Origin of the sequence: Paenibacillus sp. SZ31, from assembly GCF_012912005.1 — a bacterium.
Lineage (GTDB): Bacteria > Bacillota > Bacilli > Paenibacillales > Paenibacillaceae > Paenibacillus.
In genome coordinates, this window is record NZ_JABBEA010000019.1 from 60,265 (window position 1) to 77,925 (window position 17,661).

Sequence of the window (17,661 nt, forward strand, 5' to 3'; positions counted from 1 at the left end):
CCAATACCCGAAGAGGTTATAGTGTAAATTTTTCCTTTTTATAAGACTTAATCCCCTGTAATTTACACACTAAGGTAATGTTACCCATATATCTTAAGAACTATATAACAATTGCGTAACAAATGCCCTCAATCAATTGACTTTGACTATATTGGAACATACGATAAAGATATATTACATTAAGATATCGCTCTGAAGCAGGTTCTGAAATAGACACAATTCTCTTTTCATGTCGTTGTTATCTTCAACTGAACTTCAAAGGAGGGGCATTCATGTATCCAACATCCCAGAGCGAAGCCCCGCTGCAAACAAAAGTGTCCGATCTGCCCTCTTCGCTATCACCGAGGCTGATTCGGTTCAAACATATTATCGTAGCGTTGCTGCTCTCCGTTGTATTTTTTCTACTGTTTTGTTTTATTGCACTGCATGGTTATATCGCATGGGTATTATCCAATCCAACGGTAGCACCCGTCTTCTCCAATCCGATGCAAGCCAAGAACATGAAGTATGAAGACATCACGTTCCCGGCAGCAGATGGCAGTCGAACGATGCAAGGATGGTATATTCCTGCTGACAATGCCGCGAGCAAAACGATTATTTTCAGTCACGGCTATGGTGCCAATCGTGAAGAAACATGGGTACCCATGTACGATCTGGCCCACTATGCCCATCAACTCGGATTCAACGTGGTGATGTTCGATTATGGCTTCGCCTCCCAGGTGAATAAAGCTGTAGCCACAGGTGGCAAAGCTGAGTCACAGCAATTGCTGGGCGCGATCCAGTTTGCCAAGCAACGCGGTGCGCAGGAATTGGTTGTCTGGGGCTTCTCGATGGGTGCCGGTACAGCGTTACAAACCGGACTTATTACGAAGGAAGTGGATGCAATGATTCTGGACAGTGCGTTCCTGCTGGAGCCAGATACGCTGTACCACAACATTCACAACCAGATCGATCTCCCGCGTCAGCCTACACTGGAGATCATGAAACTGTTGTTCCCTGTTCTGAATGGTACCGGATTGCAACAGATTCCGTATCAGGAAGTGAAGAAAGAGGACTATCCATTCCCGATCTTCTTCATCCATGGTACGGAGGACGAGAAGGCACCTTACCCGATTGCAGAGCAGCTCGCTGCCAACCAGACTAATCCGTACTCGGATGTATGGATTGTCCAGGACGCGCATCATGAACTTATTTTCCGGGAGCATCCAAAAGAATACCTTCGTCGTGTCTCTACATTCCTGAGTCATGTAACGAAGACAAGCAGTGACGATGTGCAAAACACGAATAGTGGACAATAACCAAATTTCAATCATCGAATTTTTCGTTGATTCCAGAGCCCTCAGGGGCTCTTTTTTTTGCACTCATAGGACAACAGGCTATCGGAATATACTCTTGGGACGCATGAACAGACGGTCTGAACGCATAGATCACCTGTCGGATTAGGTTACCTGTATGAACTATTTTTGCATTTTTGAATTTCATCTGAAGGAGGTCTCGCGATATGAACTGGTATGAATATGGTCACCTGCTGCCTCTGCGAATATTGGAGGAAATTCGTTTCTGGAAAGAGCAGGAGAAAGAACATACGCTCGTTATTCGTGCACTGGTTCCTGATCTGGAGCCCGCATACGTCAAGCTATTGGAGGAATGGGAGGCTATCTTTGCAAACAGTGAGCGAGTAGCGAATCAGATTTTAAAACAACTATTGCCCGCAACCCATCCACCCGCTCCTTACATCATTCGTTGTATCGATCAACTTGTGGCGGCAGCTCGTCAGCAATCGAGGGAGTTCATCAAACAGCTGTATGTTCTTCTGGAGCAAAGTGCTGCTGTGCAAGCTGTTCCGCTTGCCAAAGTACTCATTCTGCATTTTATCCGCGAATCGGAGTATTTTCTGGGGGTATTGGATACGCTCGGTCAACCTGGCATCTTGCGAGAAACGGATTCCGAGCCATCACTTTTGCTGGAAAATGCGTTGCATGCCTCAGGGTCAGGAAGCGTCCATCGCCAAGCTTCAGAAACTCCAACTTCCCCACAGGGAAATGTAAATGCACCTGTTGCTTCAGCTCAGATCCAATCCGCAGCACTTCAGCCTTCACCCAGCGAAAGTGCTTCGAGCCAGCCTGTTTCTACCTCACCTCCCGTCAAAGAAAAGCCGGTTCCCATTGGTGGTCACACACTGCCGCCCCTCCCCTATGCGTACAATGCGCTGGAGCCGCATATTGATGAGCTGACGATGCGTATCCACCATGACAAACACCATCAATCCTATGTGGACGGACTAAATGTAGCGGAGAAGAAGCTGGCGGAATCGCGAAAAAAGAATAACTTTGAACTCATCAAGCACTGGGAACGTGAACTCGCCTTTAACGGGGCAGGTCACTATCTGCATACGATCTTCTGGACGATTATGAACCCTGCTGGCGGGGGTAAACCTTCCGGTATGCTCGCAGAGCAGATTAAGCGGGATTTCGGCAGTTATGAAGCCTTCAAGAATCAATTCACGGAAGCCGCGAACAAAGTGGAAGGCAGTGGCTGGGCGATGCTTGTCTGGAGCCCGAGAGCACACCGTTTGGAGATTTTGCAGGCGGAAAAACACCAGAACCTGTCCCAGTCCGACATCGTTCCTCTCCTGCCACTGGATGTGTGGGAACACGCCTACTATCTGAAGCATCAGAACGAACGCAAAAAGTATATTGAAGACTGGTGGAATGTGGTCTACTGGCCAGCTGTGGCCGAGCGGTACGAAACTGCACGCAAGCTGTTGTGGCCGCCTTATTAAGCTTGGGATTAGATGGCTTAGAAAAAAGAGATATCTCCAGCCGAATGACTGAAAGATATCTCTTTTTGGCCATACAAAAAAGCAAGCCTCCTGTAAAAGAGACTTGCTTGTATTTTGAGAGACTTCATATTTCTAAATGTTCACTTAAGAAGCACAGCCCTCGCACGCCACATAGTTGTCGCCAACCTGTTTGCTAATGGAGATCAGATCGCCCAGCTTGATATCAGACTCATCTGTAAACTCCAGATCAGCTATACGTGCAACGATCAGTGCAGCAGCCTCTTCCTTGCTTGTTGCCATTTGGCTGAACTCGGATTTTTCGCCTGTTGATACAACCTCATATAAATACGTATATCTCAATGTGTCCATCCTAACACTCTCCTTCCGAAATCACATCATATCATCTCTATTAACCAATTCCAAGCCCTATTAAAAAATGCTAATCGTAGCGCAGCTTCATCTGCTCAGCTGTCAGGCGTACTTCTTCAGAGCCAACGCTAAGCACCCTGCTGGTCTCCGCCTGCGGATAGCGATCGCGCAGTGTTCGAACCAACGCCGCCGTATATGCCGCAGCTGAAGGTACACCTGCCAATTCTTTCAGACTTGCCATCGTGCCAGGCTGAACATCGGGATATCCTTCACTCGCCCCGCCTGCTGCATGCTGATAGAATTGTCGCACATCTGCTGCCAATTGATCACCCTGACCGTCCACGATGATAAAAGCCGTAATGATATACGCCTTGGCCTGCCTGCGCTGGGCAATACCACAGAATTTCAGGCCACCTACACTGACATCATAATCCCCCGGGCAAAATGCACCCTGAACTTCGCCTGTCTGCGCCTGATTGGACCACGGCGTTAGCGACTCGGCAATAATCGAAGCCATCTCCCGGAAATCATCACGAATATTGATGGCATGTCCGGGGTTAGGCAGAATCAGCGACACATTGACTACCCCTGGGTTCAGGGGTACCGCCGCTCCACCGGAAGGACGAACACAGACCGCTGTGCCTTGGCTTCTTATCTGTTCCATCGCTTCTACAGCCTGTGGCAACCTGCGGTCACGCAGACCCGCTACAAAGGCATCTGGGTGCCTCCATATATGTGCAACAGGCAAATGCCCTGCCCCAACCCGCCTGCACATGACTTCTTCCCATGCAAAAGCTTCGAGCACACTACTGCCTTGTTGCATGAGCGGTGTCTCCCAGATTTGCAGACGCAATGTAGCTTGTTTATCCGCTTGTGGTCCCTTTTCCGGCTGAACCGGTTGATCTGAATGGGAAGGTGCACTCATCGTTCCATTACCTCCGGCTTAACGAATTCGTATGTATTCAGTATATATAGGAGTGAAAAAAACGCCATATATAAATAAGCCGGTTCCCCAGGGAACACGGCTTATTTATATCACATCCTCTGGCTTAGAAACTGCTGCTTCCAAAACCAAAGGAACCTGCTCATCCGGCTTGTCCAACGAGTGGACATACCTGATCTTAATCTTTCACCAAAGACAAGAACTCCGCACGTTGTGCCGGATTCTCACGGAAAGAACCACGTACAGCAGACGTTACCGTCTTACTTCCCGGTTTCTTCACGCCGCGGGAACACATGCACAAGTGCTCGCCTTCCACCACGACCATAACTCCGTGAGGCTCAACGGCCTCTGTCAGAATGTCAGCGATCTGTGAAGTAATGCGTTCCTGAACCTGCAGGCGACGTGTTACCGCTTCGACCAGACGAGCCATTTTGCTCAGACCGACGATCTTGCCGCTTGGTACATACCCAATGTGCACCTTGCCAAAGAACGGCGCCATATGGTGCTCACATTGACTGTAATAGACAATATCTTTGACGATAACCAGTTCTTCATGATTCTCGTCAAAAGTAACACCGAGCACATCGCGCGGGTCTACTTCATATCCGCCAAAAATCTCTTCATACATTCGGGTCACACGTGCAGGCGTTTCAAGCAGCCCTTCACGTGTACTATCTTCTCCGATCAATTTCAGGATCTGCTCTACATGATACTCGATCTTCTCCCGATTGTCGGATACTTTTGAATTCAAATAATCTTTAACGCCAGCCACTGCCGAACGCCTCCTTTCGAACCACATACTTTAAGAGGTTGTTCAAAAAGTACGCTTTTGATTACGATTGATGCCTAACGGCATCATCAACGTCGAATATGAAATTCAGCCGAAATGTCCGTTGCTCACGTCGTAGTTTACTACGCTCCGCTACTCCATTTCTAGCTTCATCCCATCTTCTCGGTACTGAAAACCCAACTTTTTGAACACGCACTTTAAGCAGTTATTCACTGCTATTATTTTCGGCGGCCCGAACTTTTACGCGCAGGATGCTGTTGCGGCTGAGGCATTTTTGCTCCTGGCTGCTGATTCTTCATCATCTGCTGGGCACGCTGCATTTGCTTGCCATTCAGGTTGTAGCCCATTTGCTTCGCCATTTTCTGAAGCATGTCCGGATTGCTTTGCATTTTCTCAAGTTGTTTACGCAAGTAGAACACCCCGATGAAAAATCCCCCGACCAGACCAACAATCAATGTAATAATCGGTATAACAATATCCATCTCTTAGACACCTCTGTATGCATTCTAAAAAGCCTGATAATCCGTGTCACTTCATGATGTTCGACACACATGTTGCAAACCTGACACAGAGCGGATTTCCTGAAAGTATCATAGCATTTCCGCACGCCTTGAGCAAACGGATTTTCCAGTTGAACCGCACACAAGCTACGTCATGACAGCTTCAATGAAAACGGTTGTATGCTGAGCCAGATCAATTTCAACCACATCCAGTGAATAACGCGTACTACCGCGCGCCACTCGGATTACAGGTCTGCCTGGCAATCCCCGATGCTGACGAACAATGACTCCAGTCTCTTTAGTGGACAGCCTCACAGCTGTACCATTGGGATACACGGATACACTCTTGTTGAACTCAATCAGAATGTCCCGATCCAGCTTCGTACCAGACAACGCCATCATCTCTTCACAGGCCTCATGTGGCATCAAACTGTCCTTGGATAAACCATTAATGAGATTATCATAGATATTAGCCACACTAACGATTCTAGCAAACAGATGAATGTCACTCCCCTTGATCCCTCTCGGCATGCCTGTACCATCTACATGCTCATGATGTTGCAGGGCTGTATGAGCGACCAACAGACTAAACTCTCGCTTGTTCTTAATCACTTCGAATCCACGCCACGTATGATGCAGCGAAGAATTGGCGGCAGAACTACTGCCGGGAGGTTCCCCCACTTTGCCAATATCATGTAACAGTGCTCCCACAGCAAGATCCTTCAGTTGATTATAGTTGAGTCCCATATTCATTCCGATGACCGAAGACAACAAACACACATTCATCGCATGAACATACTGCGCATTGTCTTTGGTGCGAATATCGGTGAGCTGCACTAGCAGTTCACGCCCGTTCAGTACATCATTCAGCAACTTATCTATACTGAGGGCGACTTTTCTGGGACTCCAATCCTTCCCGGAACGAACCGCTTCAAGTGTAACACTCATTTCATTAATTATTGCTCGTTTCGTGGTTTCATCCAGAATGTCTTCTGTATCCACATCTTTGTACGCTTCATCCTGGATGTATAGCATGGTCACGCCAATACGCTTCAGCGTATTGACCATATATACGGTGAGCTGGACTCCGGCAGATAACAGTACCGTACCGTTACTGGAATATACCGTCTTGCCCAGAAGCTCCCCCGCTTCCACGCTCTCCACGTTTACATACTTCATGAACGTCCCCCGCTCTTACGATTGCTGCTCCAATGCGAGCAATTGCTCCTTGGTTTGCAGCCCGCCTACATAACCCACCAGGGTGCCGTCTTTACCGCTGATGCGGTGACAGGGAATAATAATCGGAATCGGATTTTTGCTAATGGCGTCCAGAACTGCACGAACAGCCTTGGGCCTGCCGATAATTTCCGCAACCTGTTGGTGTGATGAGGCCTCTCCATAAGATATATCGGACAGAACTTGCCATACTTGTAGCTGGAATGGTGTTCCAAGCCGATCAAGCTGCAAATCGAACGTTTTTCTCTCCCCTGCAAAATACTGCTGTAACTGCTTTGCAGCTTCGCTGAGCTTCTCTTCATTCTTCTCATATCGATACTCACCAATCCAGGTACGGGCCCATTGTTGCAGGTGGGCTTCGCGTACGTGAAAGGCGCCAAAATCAATGTGACACAGTCCTTCATCAGTAGCGCATAACGTGAGTGTACCAATCGGTGTCAGTACCTCATCGTAGTATACAGGCTTGCCATGAAGCCCTGTAACTGCTGAAGGTTTCCACGCTGCGGCTTCCGGTTTGACAGGCTGTCCAGACTGCTCATTCCCCGGTTCGGTCGCGGCTTCCATTTTCAAATCCTGCTGTAACGCCTGTATAGGATTATGCTCGTTGTTCTTCTGTTCCTCTGGTTGCTTCTCACTCACTTGCCCAGCCTGTGGCTGTTTGGGTAAGGTCTCGGACGAACTCAGTCGCTCCTCGGCCTTCTGCAGCATGCTTAGTACGTTCCCATCTTGTTCGTTAGCGGCAGCTTCCCCAATTGCTCTCATGGCGTCTTCTCCTCCAATTCTGCTTAACGCCCAGGCTGCGGTTCCCCGCAGCTCGGGGCGCGGATCACGTTTTAATACTTCTGTAAGTTTGGGTACAGCACTTTTGTCTTTGAAATTGCCCAAGGCGATAACGGCGTTGCGTTGAATCGGCTTCTTGCCCCGCCAGGCGGCGGAGCTCTGACCGAAACGTTCCTTGAATTCCCGGTTACCGATGTCCAGTAGTGGTAGCAACAGTGGCTTCACAATCTCCGGATCGGGATGAAACTCGGGATGGTGATCCCAGTTCTTGCCCCGGTTCTTCGGACAAACAATCTGACACGTATCACAACCGTATAGACGGTTGCCAATTTTCAGCATAAATTCTTCATCCACGAACCCTTTCGTCTGGGTTACAAAAGAAATACACCGCTGTGAATTCAACTGTCCAGGCCCCACTAATGCTCCTGTAGGACAGGCATCGATACACTTCGTACACTCACCACAATCTTCGGTCACAGGTGTATCCGGTTGAAAAGGAATATTCGTCACCAGTTCCCCGAGGAAAATCCATGAACCGAATTTGGGTGAGATAATAGCACAGTTTTTGGCGCTAAAACCAATTCCCGCACGCTGGGAAACTGCACGATCCACCAACGCACCTGTGTCTACCATACTTTCGATCATGGCTTCAGGTACGCGTTCCTTTATAAAATTAACCAACTTGTCCATCGCTGTACGCAGAACCTGATGATAATCCTGACCCCACGCGGAGCGGGCAAAAATCCCACGGTAGGCTCCCGGCTCCGACTTCGGCGGATTGACCATCTTCGATGGATAGGCCACGGCTATCGCTATGAGTGAAGCAGGCTCGCCATCCTTCAACTCGGGACGAACCCTTTTCTCAAGATCAGGCTCTTCAAATCCGGATTCATATCCTTTAGCCCGATGCTGTTCCAGTATGGATTTTAGCGTTACGAAGGGCTCTGCCGAAGCAAATCCGATATCATCAATGCCCAGTCCGGGGCCAGCTGCCTTAATCTCCTGCTTTAACTTTTCCCATACGGAGGCTGCATTTGCTGCCCCGGTCTGTACGCTCGTCATTTCTCTTTCCTCTTTTCTTCCGACACTTATTCCGTAAATAGTGAACGCCCGCCTCACGGTAAGAGGACAGGCGTTAATTTCTATATATGCCTTGCATACTTGAATTCAAACGGAACGAGTCTATATGGTTTAACGCAAAATGCGCGCTGAAGTTGTTGTCCTGTAATCATTTTACAATTTCTTCAATTCAGAAAACGGCCAGAAAATAAATTCAGCCTTGCCTACAATTTCATCAGATGTAATACTGCCAAACACTCGGCTATCCTTACTTTTACCTTCATGACGATTATCCCCCATCACGAAGAAATGATCCGGCGGAAGTGTTATTGGACCAAAATCCGGGTCTTGCACTTCAATATCAGTATACGTTTCCGCTTGCTGCTCGCCGTTCACATATAGATGGTGATCCCTAACTTCAATTGTATCTCCCGGAAGTCCAACGATCCGTTTCACCAGAAAATCCTTCTTCTCCACGCCTTCACTTGGATCACGAAGTACAATCACATCGGATCGGGAAGGTGTACCCAGATGATATACAATTTTGTTAACGAAAAGGCGATCTCGCTCAACCAATGTCGGTTGCATGGACTGTCCCTTAACCATCGACAGGTTGAACACAAACAGGTTCAGCAGCATCATGATTACAAAAGCAACAACTATCGTTTTGACCCAGTCCCACAGCTCGGCTACCCAGGATTTCCCCGGTTGTTCAGGCTTTGGCGGTTCGTTACGTTCCTCGGAAGTCACATGTTCCATTGAAAGGTTATTGGAATTCAAAGGGACACCTCGTTTATCAATTAGTTGAATTAAACGTGTAGAATGAATGTTCATACTCCCTTTCAGTCTACTTCATTTGGGAGAGTGAAACAATTGGTTATGAGCACCAATACCTTGGGTATCGTGAAATATAGCAGGGTTAGGCGCAGTGATTGAATCGAATTCGGAGACACCGAATATTACGCGAAGAACGCTCATATAAATAGAAAGGCATATCCCTCACGTTCTTACACGTTAAGAGATATGCCTAATATGAAATGAAAATCTTTTTTTTATTTCTTTTTTTAAACATGCAAACTAAGCTTTGGACAAAATACTAAGAGTCTGGAAAGCGCTCATAATCTGATTGGCACCGTAACCCATTGCTTCATATAGAGGCATGGCTACTTTGTTGTGCTCATCACCCGCCACCCATACTTGGCTGACTTTACGCTGCTGGAACCGTTGTTCCATGGCTTCGACAAGTGTTTTGCCGACTCCGCGGCGACGATAGTCTGGATGGACCGCAATACGATAGATGCAACCCTGATTGTGATCAATCGTACCAATCAAAGCGCCGACGAGGTCTCCCTCTTCTTCCGCAACCATGATCAGGTCAGAATCCCATGACAATTGACGGGCAAACGGGCCCATCGTGTTCTCATAACACTCTTCCGATAGTGCAACCTGGAGAAGCTCCGTCATCTGGCTTGCATCACTCAACTGAAAGGAACGAACGTGCATGTCTTAAATCTCCCTTTTCGTTAGCTTAGATGAGGTTTTTTACAAAAAGGATTTCCCTTTTACCAAAAACCCAATGTTCATATAATGACAAAAAACGAGAAAATACCGCTTCTTCGTCAATTAAACCATACTTTACTCCATAAAACACGCATTTTCTTTTGAAAGCGCTTAATTGTAACCGTTTACAATGTAATCCTTCATATTTCCGCTTTTATTTCTACTAAAATCACATAAAAATATTCATAAAGGGTAAAATATGTTTGTTATCTCTACCCCATCATTAGATCAACACTTCGGGGGACTTAATAAACAAAAATGTTGCTTAATTAGCCCGAATGCGGTTTAATATTAGTGGCAAGGGTATTATTACATATGTACCTGTTCAAAAAACTTAAAATCTCAGGAGGTATTTCATTATGACTTTTCAATTACCAGCACTTCCTTACGCTAACGACGCACTGGAACCACATATCGATGCAAAAACGATGGAAATCCACCACGATCGCCATCACAATACTTATGTAACCAACTTGAACGCAGCTCTGGAAAGCGCTCCTGAACTGCAAGAAAAAAGCTTGGAAGATCTGATTGCTAACCTTGACAGCGTACCTGAAGGCATCCGCACAGCGGTTCGCAACAATGGTGGCGGACATGCTAACCACAGCTTGTTCTGGGAAATCATCGGACCTAACGGCGGCGGCGCTCCTACAGGCGCTATCGCAGCAGCTATCGATAGCGAACTGGGTGGCTATGACAAATTCAAAGAAGATTTCGCTAAAGCAGCTACAACTCGCTTCGGTTCCGGCTGGGCTTGGCTCGTAGTTGGTAAAGATGGTAAACTGTCCATCACTAGCACACCTAACCAAGACAGCCCTCTCTTCGAAGGTCTGACTCCGGTTCTGGGTCTGGATGTATGGGAGCACGCTTACTACCTGAACTACCAAAACAAACGTCCTGACTACATCGCCGCTTTCTGGAATGTAATCAACTGGGATGAAGTGAACAAACGTTACGCTTCTGCAAAATAAGATTGTTAGCATGCAACAGTTAACATAAAAGAGAGCCTGATTCGGTCGTCGTGACCGTGATCAGGCTCTCTTTGTGCTATCGCTATAGTTATAGTTAATGGGTGTTTTGTTTCTAACGAACCCAGGACACGTTATTGCTCCATAATTCATCCTATCGCGAACCTAACGAATCTCAGAGTAGCTATTTCCCCAAATACGGGCTTTGATGCGCACTTTTGGGTTGATTTGGCTATGATAACGTCACTCAGGTTCGTTAGAATTTATAATTGTGGTATATCCACATGATAAGACCTCTGGAGTTCGTTAGCTCCTCCATTTAATCATTCACTTGATCATAAGCTCCGGCAAAATAACTGCTGATCAGCTTCAGAAATATGTTGGGGAATGCCATCTTATCCATATCTTCCGGACCGATCCAGCGATAGGTCAAGCCATCGCCTTTACCTGTCAGTGTCGTAGTACTCAGTGCTAGGTCACTAACGTCAGATGATGACATCAACATCTCTCCATCGTTAAGCGATGTTGAGATGTTCTGCGCATGAGGAGTGCCTGGCTCCGATGAATGCGTTGTCGCTGACTCAGGTGACACAGCCGCTGATGAGGCTGCGCCTTGCCTTGTTGCCGCCTGTGCATCATAGGCGGCTCTGGCTTCCGCTGCGATCAGCGGAAGCTCACTGCTCTGGTCCTGCTCGGTACACTTGTACACCTGCAGGCTCCAGACAATATGGCTGAACACATGCTCCGCATGGGTAGCCAGCCCTTCCGGGCGGGCAGCGAAGCCTTCCGCCCACAGACTGCCGGCCAGCAAAGCCATGGCCGGCTCATCCGCCAGCGGCGCCGCCTTCTTGCTGGCTGCGACGGGCGCCGCGAGCACATGCGGCAGCTCCCACATGCGGGCCAGCAGGCCCGTCTCTGGGCGCTGGCGCACAAGCACTTGGCCGCGATGAGCACCGCGGCCCTCCACAATCGCGACCAGCCGCTGCTCAGGGCGCGGCGGCTTCGCCTTGGTCTTGACCGGCAGTGTAAGCTCTCTTCCGGCGATGCGGCCGGAACATTGCTCCATGACCGGGCAAGTCAGGCAGTGCGGCGCTTTGGGTGTGCAAACCAACGCGCCAAGCTCCATCAGCGCCTGATTGAAATCACGCGCCCGCCCTTCCGGGATGAGCTCTCCTGCGAGCTCTTCCATCAATACCCGGGTGCTGCCCTTCATAATGTCCTCATCGATGAGGAAGTATCGGGACAGTACCCGCATGACATTGCCATCTACCGCAGGCTGCGGCTGGTTGAAGGCAATGCTGAGAATGGCCCCGGCCGTGTAGGGGCCAACCCCTTTTAATGCAAAGACAGCCGGCTTGTCCTGCGGCATCTCGCCTCCGTGCAGCTCCATGACTTGTCTAGCGGCTGCCTGAAGATTACGGGCACGGGAGTAATAACCGAGACCCTCCCAATTTTTCAGGACATCCTCTTCAGGTGCTTCCGCCAACGCCTGCACAGTCGGGAAATTCCCGATAAAACGATTGAAATACGGAATTACCGTATCGACCCGAGTCTGCTGGAGCATAATCTCCGATACCCATGTGAAATACGGATTGTTGTGGCGACGCCACGGCAAATCCCGTCGGTTGACCATATACCAGTCCAGCAAATTCACGCTGAAATGTTGTTTCTGTTCCTGTAAACCCATATTTCCGTCCTCTCCTATTGCCAAGCTAACTACTTCTCCAACTGCTCCACGATCGCAAAGGCCGCCGCCAGTTCCGTCTGATGCGTAATGCTCAAATGAATGTCATACTGCTTGTCGTATGGCAGCTGCAGACGTTCCCAAGCCTGGCTGGACAGCGAAGCAACTGGACGTCCTGTCTCATCAGGCAGCACTTCAATGTCAGTGAAACCCATAATGCCACCAATCCCGCAGCCAAATGCCTTAGACACCGCTTCTTTCGCTGCAAATCGCCCGGATACAAACTCCGTCATCCGCTTCCCTCGTTGAGCCGCGATCTCTCGCTCTGCTGGTGTTAAAATTCGTTTTACAAAAGCTTCCGCATGGCGACCGGACAGCAGCTTGCGCATACGCCCAATCTCCAGCACATCATTGCCTATGCCATATATCATCAACGCTTCACCCGCTTAATCTTTTATACTGTAAGAGGTTATTCAAAAAGTCCCATCTTCTTGGTACTGAAAACCGCTCTTTTTGAACATGCATTGTAAAAGATCTCCATTCGATCACATGATCCGTAACTCTCCGAACACGTATTCTATTGTAGCAGGAGGGGCGATCAGAAGCGAGTACCTATCCGCATTACCATATATGCTAAAATATGAATCAGGAATCGTCTGAAATTCTTAGGAGGTCTGAATAATGCCCATAACTTTTGAATTGCCCACTGACGTAGATGCGATCATTCGCGGAGACTTTTTCCCTGCCCAACAACCCGCTCAAGGTGTCATCGTTCTGTCTCACGGATACAAAGGCTTCAAAGACTGGGGCATGTTCCCCTATGCAGCTTCACAGCTAAGCCAGACGCATCATGTGCTGACCTTTAATTTCTCTCACAACGGTATCGGCGAATATCTGGAGCAATTCTCTGAACTTGAAAAGTTCGCAGTGAATACCTACAGCCGGGAGCTTGCCGATCTGGCCCTGGTACTGGAACATGTGGCTACACAACCTGAACTCACAGGACTTCCTGTATACCTGGTTGGCCATAGCCGCGGTGCGGGCGTAAGTCTCGTCTATGCACTAGATCATCCCGAGCAGGTGGCCGGTGTAATCTCCTGGAATGGGGTAACCAATCTGGATCTCTTCACAGCGGAGCAAAAAGAAGAAATGCGTACACATGGCCGTAGCCATGTCGTTAACGGACGTACAGGCCAGCAGATGCCACTCGACGTGTCTATTCTGGAAGACCTGGACAAGCATAGCGAACGTTACGCGATCATTGACCGCTTGGCTTCTTCACCTGTGCGAGCCGCACTCATTCAGGGAACAGAAGATCCACAGCGTCTGCGTGACGGTTCTACCGCACTGGTTCAAGCCCGCCCTGATATCCCATGGCACCAGATACCTGAAGGGAATCACACCTTTAATACGGTACATCCATTTACAGAAACCACTCCGCAACTGGAGCAAGCCATCACCCAAACCCTGCAACAGATCAAAGACTGGAATAGCTAACTTATCTTTAATATATTAGTCATCTGGATTTGTTTTTCCTCAATCCATACAAAAAAAGAGTCACTGCCTGAGCAGTGACTCTTTTTGCATTCCCTAAGAGGGACGGTATTTCAATATTGGCTTTAACAGCTTATAACGTTCATGCTCATCCAACCGTATTAGATACCAGGGATGGCATTGCGTTTGTGATGTGTACGCGTATAGAACGCTTCGAGGCGCTCTTGTGCAGCCGGATCGATCTGCTTGCCTTCAAGATAGTCGCTGTTCGATTCATACGAAATCCCCAGCTCATCTTCGTCCGTCTGACCTTCCCATAGTCCTGCAGATGGTGCCTTGTCCAAAATAGCTTGTGGCACGTTCAGATATGCTGCCAGTTGGCGTACCTGACGTTTGTTCAAAGTGCTCAGTGGCGTGATATCCACAGCGCCATCGCCCCATTTGGTATAAAAGCCCGTGATGGCTTCGGACGCGTGATCCGTACCTACAACGAGCAGGTTTTCTTCAAACGAAAGCGCATATTGCATAACCATACGAGTTCTCGCCTTAACGTTACCTTTGCCTTGGTGAGTCATATGGCGTGGACTGCCCAAGGATTTGAAGCCTTGCTCCACTTCCAGCGCAATCTCGTTCACTGCATCTTCAATATTGGTTTCCACGACATGCTTCAGATCGTATGCTTTGGCTACAGCGTAGCTGTGATCGATATCGGATTGTTCACCATAAGGTTGGAACACACCAAGCGTTTTGTACTCTTGGTTGTTCTCTTGCGTAAGCTCGTCCGTCGCTTGTTTGCAAAGCGCCGTAGCCACTGCACTGTCAATACCGCCGCTGATCGCAATCAGCAAGCCCTTGGCACCCGCATTTTTCACATACGTCTTCAGAAAATCAACACGCTTGCGTACTTCCTCTTCTTCATTAATGCTTGGTTTAACCTTCAATTCAGCGATGATCTGTTGTTGCAAACTCATCGTTCACACACCCCGTTTCTAAATGAATGAAATTTGATGTCCAGCTTGAAAGGTCCGAATGGTTCAATAACCTTATCTATCCAAAATGAAACGCCCCGGCATCGGTGATCCGAAGGGCGGGGCGTTCTATTGGAGCGAATTAACGGCAGTAACGGTCAAATGCACTTTTGAGATCAGCCGCAATATCCTCTGCAGAACGGTCTTCCACTTGATGACGCTCGATAAAGTGAACGAGTTCTCCGTCTTTCATCAGAGCGATGGACGGTGAAGATGGAGGATACGGTGCAAAGAATTCACGTGCTTTTGCAGTTGCTTCTTTGTCCTGACCAGCAAATACAGTGTACAGGTGATCCGGTGTAATATCGTGCTGCAGTGCTTGGGACACACCTGGGCGACATTGACCTGCGGCACATCCGCATACAGAGTTAATGACAACCAGCGCTGTTCCTTTTGCATCCGGAAGACTTGCTTCCACTTCTTCAGGAGTACGCAACTCCTGGATTCCTAGACGAGTTAAATCATCCCGCATCGGTTGAACCATATCTTTCATGTATTGATCAAATGACATCGACATTCGGTTTCACTCCTTATAAATGGTTGTTCTATAATCTCGTTAGAATTAGAGGCGAATAGCTATCCAAAACAACGTTACACTCATATCGAAAATTATGGATGTAATGATGTGCTATTCCTATTATACATCCATAAGCAATGAAAGCAAGATTCAGAAACCGCCTGCGGAAAGGCTTCTTCCATAATATTATGTCTCATTGTCTGGCAAAATATGCTGAATGCCTATTGTTCAAACGCCACTTTGAAGGTCGTGCCCTGGCCTTCCTCCGATTCCACAGTAATGGTTCCATTATGTCGTTCCACAATACTCAGGCACATGGACAATCCAAGTCCGGTTCCCTTGGCTTTTGTCGTATAGAAAGGTTCAAACAGCTTTTCCTTCTTCACTCTGGGTAGACCAGGTCCTGTGTCACGTACACACAGTTCCACCTTATCATCTACCATCCGCGTCTCCAGCGTGAGCACGCCCTTCTCACTCATGGCTTCCATCCCGTTACGGGCCAGGTTTAACACCACCTGTTTAATTTCCTTTGAATTGAGATGCAGCTTTGGCACATCATGTGCCAGCATGAGTTCAATGCTCTGACCACGCAGATTCGCATCCGCCCATAACAATGGACTCAGTTCATGTATGATATCATGCAGCTGGGATTCCTCTTTCTCCGCAACGCGATTCTGAGCCAGAGACAGAAAATCATTAATGATACTGTTCGCCCGGTCCAGCTCTTCCAGGACGATTCGGTAATAGTGATCCATGGATTCAGGACTCTTTTCCTGCATAAGTTGAAGAAAGCCACGCACAACCGCCATTGGATTGCGCACCTCATGCGTAATGCTTGCAGCCATCTGGCCCACCAGACTGAGGCGATCCACATTATCCAGTTCACTTCGCAACATCTCAAGCTCCGTGATATCCTGAATAATTAGCATGGCCCCTGTAACTTCTCTGGCAGGCTCTGTTGAAAAGGCATAGATTGGCACGGTTCGGGACTGAAATACGTGAGCACCGTAACGAACGGTCAATCCACTAATCTCACCATGAATGACGGCTCTGCGAATGCTTTTGTCCATCTTGTCCGCCTGACCTTGTTCAACAAATTGACTGGCAGGCTGTCCAATGAGATCAGGCGTGGAGGTACAAGGTAACTGTTCTCTCGCTGTTTGCTCCATCATCTCATTGACGAACATGACCGTGCCCTCTTTATCTACAGTGGCTATCGAGAGAGGAACTGCATTCAGAATCTGATGAAGTTTCTCCGTTTCCGTTATGTATTGGTGGTGAACTTCAGAGAGATGCTGCTCCAGCCCACGATAATGTTTCATCCGTTCCAGCCATAGCAGACTCAGACTGCCCGCAACAATGGCTCCAGCAGTATATCCAAGTGCCGTAAGTATCATGTAGGTCGCAGAGTATGTGGGGTCATTCTGGTGGGATGCGATCCACAACAGGCTCGTTACAATCAGTTCCATTGCAATCAGGGTGATTAGAATCACCATTTTGCGCGAAGATGTATTATGCTTGAATCGTTTGGCAGACAACCATACAATAGGATAGAGAAGAATGCCCGTATGAAGGAGAAATCCGTACAGATCATAGGGATGCGCAAAAAGAAAATAGAAGAGAATATGTAGAATGGACAGCGTTAAGCCTATAGCGGACTTACAATACAAAATAACAAGTATCACAGGTACGATGCTTAATGATATGGGTACGGCCACTGGACTCGCATAAAGCGCAAACAGCAAACACAGCAGCATGCTCGCGACACTTGTCACAGCAAAACTGGTTTGTACTGTTCCGGCATGTTCCATTTTGGCAATAGCCCGCCTGGAGAGCCCCAGATGGAATAAGGGAATCAGGAATACCGCCGACCCTGCCAGCAGTACTTGTAAAAGAATGTCCTTTAACGCAACCACAATGCCATCTCCTCCTCTGCCTGCACATTCCCTCA

17 protein-coding genes are annotated in these 17,661 nt (G+C 48.2%); 4 read left to right on the forward strand and 13 right to left on the reverse strand.

What is annotated here, in order from left to right; translation table 11 throughout:
* The first annotated feature begins 272 nt into the window (after positions 1–272).
* Together HF638_RS25270 and HF638_RS25275 are read left to right on the forward strand one after the other, a co-directional pair.
* Positions 273–1,298, forward strand: a complete 1,026-nt coding sequence (locus HF638_RS25270) for an alpha/beta hydrolase (RefSeq protein ID WP_169482755.1) — start codon at positions 273–275, stop codon at positions 1,296–1,298.
* 203 nt (positions 1,299–1,501) lie between these two features.
* Positions 1,502–2,782: a Fe-Mn family superoxide dismutase gene (locus tag HF638_RS25275; RefSeq protein WP_169482756.1), complete on the forward strand. Its 1,281-nt coding sequence runs from the start codon at positions 1,502–1,504 to the stop codon at positions 2,780–2,782.
* A 144-nt stretch (positions 2,783–2,926) separates the two neighbouring features.
* Here the strand turns inward: HF638_RS25275 and HF638_RS25280 are convergent, their stop codons facing one another.
* From HF638_RS25280 to HF638_RS25315, 8 genes are all read right to left on the reverse strand, one after another.
* Positions 2,927–3,151, reverse strand: coding sequence for a hypothetical protein (locus HF638_RS25280; RefSeq protein ID WP_036614132.1), 225 nt, complete (start codon positions 3,149–3,151; stop codon positions 2,927–2,929).
* Positions 3,152–3,221: 70 nt separating this feature from the next.
* Positions 3,222–4,076, reverse strand: coding sequence for a lipoate--protein ligase family protein (locus tag HF638_RS25285; protein WP_169482757.1), 855 nt, complete (start codon positions 4,074–4,076; stop codon positions 3,222–3,224).
* Positions 4,077–4,272: 196 nt separating this feature from the next.
* Positions 4,273–4,866 carry a GTP cyclohydrolase I FolE gene (folE, locus tag HF638_RS25290; RefSeq protein WP_036668229.1) on the reverse strand — a complete coding sequence of 198 codons (594 nt, stop codon included), beginning with the start codon at positions 4,864–4,866 and terminating at the stop codon, positions 4,273–4,275.
* A 236-nt stretch (positions 4,867–5,102) separates the two neighbouring features.
* Positions 5,103–5,366 (reverse strand): YneF family protein, encoded by a 264-nt coding sequence (locus HF638_RS25295; RefSeq protein ID WP_017690778.1) that lies wholly within the window; start codon positions 5,364–5,366, stop codon positions 5,103–5,105.
* A gap of 165 nt (positions 5,367–5,531) precedes the next feature.
* Entirely contained in the window at positions 5,532–6,563 is a 1,032-nt protein-coding gene (locus HF638_RS25300) for an HD-GYP domain-containing protein (protein ID WP_169482758.1), read from the reverse strand.
* Positions 6,564–6,578: 15 nt separating this feature from the next.
* Positions 6,579–8,462, reverse strand: coding sequence for a tRNA epoxyqueuosine(34) reductase QueG (gene queG / locus HF638_RS25305; protein WP_169482759.1), 1,884 nt, complete (start codon positions 8,460–8,462; stop codon positions 6,579–6,581).
* Positions 8,463–8,633: 171 nt separating this feature from the next.
* Complete coding sequence (lepB, locus tag HF638_RS25310; RefSeq protein WP_169482795.1) at positions 8,634–9,218, reverse strand: signal peptidase I; 585 nt, start codon at positions 9,216–9,218, stop codon at positions 8,634–8,636.
* Between the two features lie 318 nt (positions 9,219–9,536).
* Complete coding sequence (locus tag HF638_RS25315; protein WP_017690782.1) at positions 9,537–9,962, reverse strand: GNAT family N-acetyltransferase; 426 nt, start codon at positions 9,960–9,962, stop codon at positions 9,537–9,539.
* Between the two features lie 416 nt (positions 9,963–10,378).
* Here HF638_RS25315 and HF638_RS25320 point away from each other — a divergent pair, with 416 nt between their 5' ends.
* Positions 10,379–10,990 (forward strand): superoxide dismutase, encoded by a 612-nt coding sequence (locus tag HF638_RS25320; protein ID WP_169482760.1) that lies wholly within the window; start codon positions 10,379–10,381, stop codon positions 10,988–10,990.
* Positions 10,991–11,306: 316 nt separating this feature from the next.
* Here the strand turns inward: HF638_RS25320 and mutY are convergent, their stop codons facing one another.
* Together mutY and acpS are read right to left on the reverse strand one after the other, a co-directional pair.
* A complete protein-coding gene (mutY, locus tag HF638_RS25325) occupies positions 11,307–12,674 on the reverse strand; it encodes an A/G-specific adenine glycosylase (protein WP_169482761.1) in 1,368 nt (455 codons plus the stop codon).
* A 29-nt stretch (positions 12,675–12,703) separates the two neighbouring features.
* Positions 12,704–13,102 (reverse strand): holo-ACP synthase, encoded by a 399-nt coding sequence (acpS, locus tag HF638_RS25330; RefSeq protein WP_169482762.1) that lies wholly within the window; start codon positions 13,100–13,102, stop codon positions 12,704–12,706.
* A gap of 250 nt (positions 13,103–13,352) precedes the next feature.
* Here acpS and HF638_RS25335 point away from each other — a divergent pair, with 250 nt between their 5' ends.
* Positions 13,353–14,168, forward strand: coding sequence for an alpha/beta hydrolase family protein (locus HF638_RS25335; protein ID WP_169482763.1), 816 nt, complete (start codon positions 13,353–13,355; stop codon positions 14,166–14,168).
* Positions 14,169–14,326: 158 nt separating this feature from the next.
* Here the strand turns inward: HF638_RS25335 and nadE are convergent, their stop codons facing one another.
* The 3 genes from nadE to HF638_RS28940 all read right to left on the reverse strand — a co-directional run bounded on the left by nadE (position 14,327) and on the right by HF638_RS28940 (position 17,626).
* Positions 14,327–15,136, reverse strand: coding sequence for an ammonia-dependent NAD(+) synthetase (nadE, locus tag HF638_RS25340; protein ID WP_169482764.1), 810 nt, complete (start codon positions 15,134–15,136; stop codon positions 14,327–14,329).
* A gap of 139 nt (positions 15,137–15,275) precedes the next feature.
* A complete protein-coding gene (locus HF638_RS25345) occupies positions 15,276–15,710 on the reverse strand; it encodes a BrxA/BrxB family bacilliredoxin (protein ID WP_017690788.1) in 435 nt (144 codons plus the stop codon).
* 221 nt (positions 15,711–15,931) lie between these two features.
* Positions 15,932–17,626, reverse strand: coding sequence for an ATP-binding protein (locus HF638_RS28940; protein WP_169482765.1), 1,695 nt, complete (start codon positions 17,624–17,626; stop codon positions 15,932–15,934).
* Positions 17,627–17,661 lie beyond the last annotated feature (35 nt).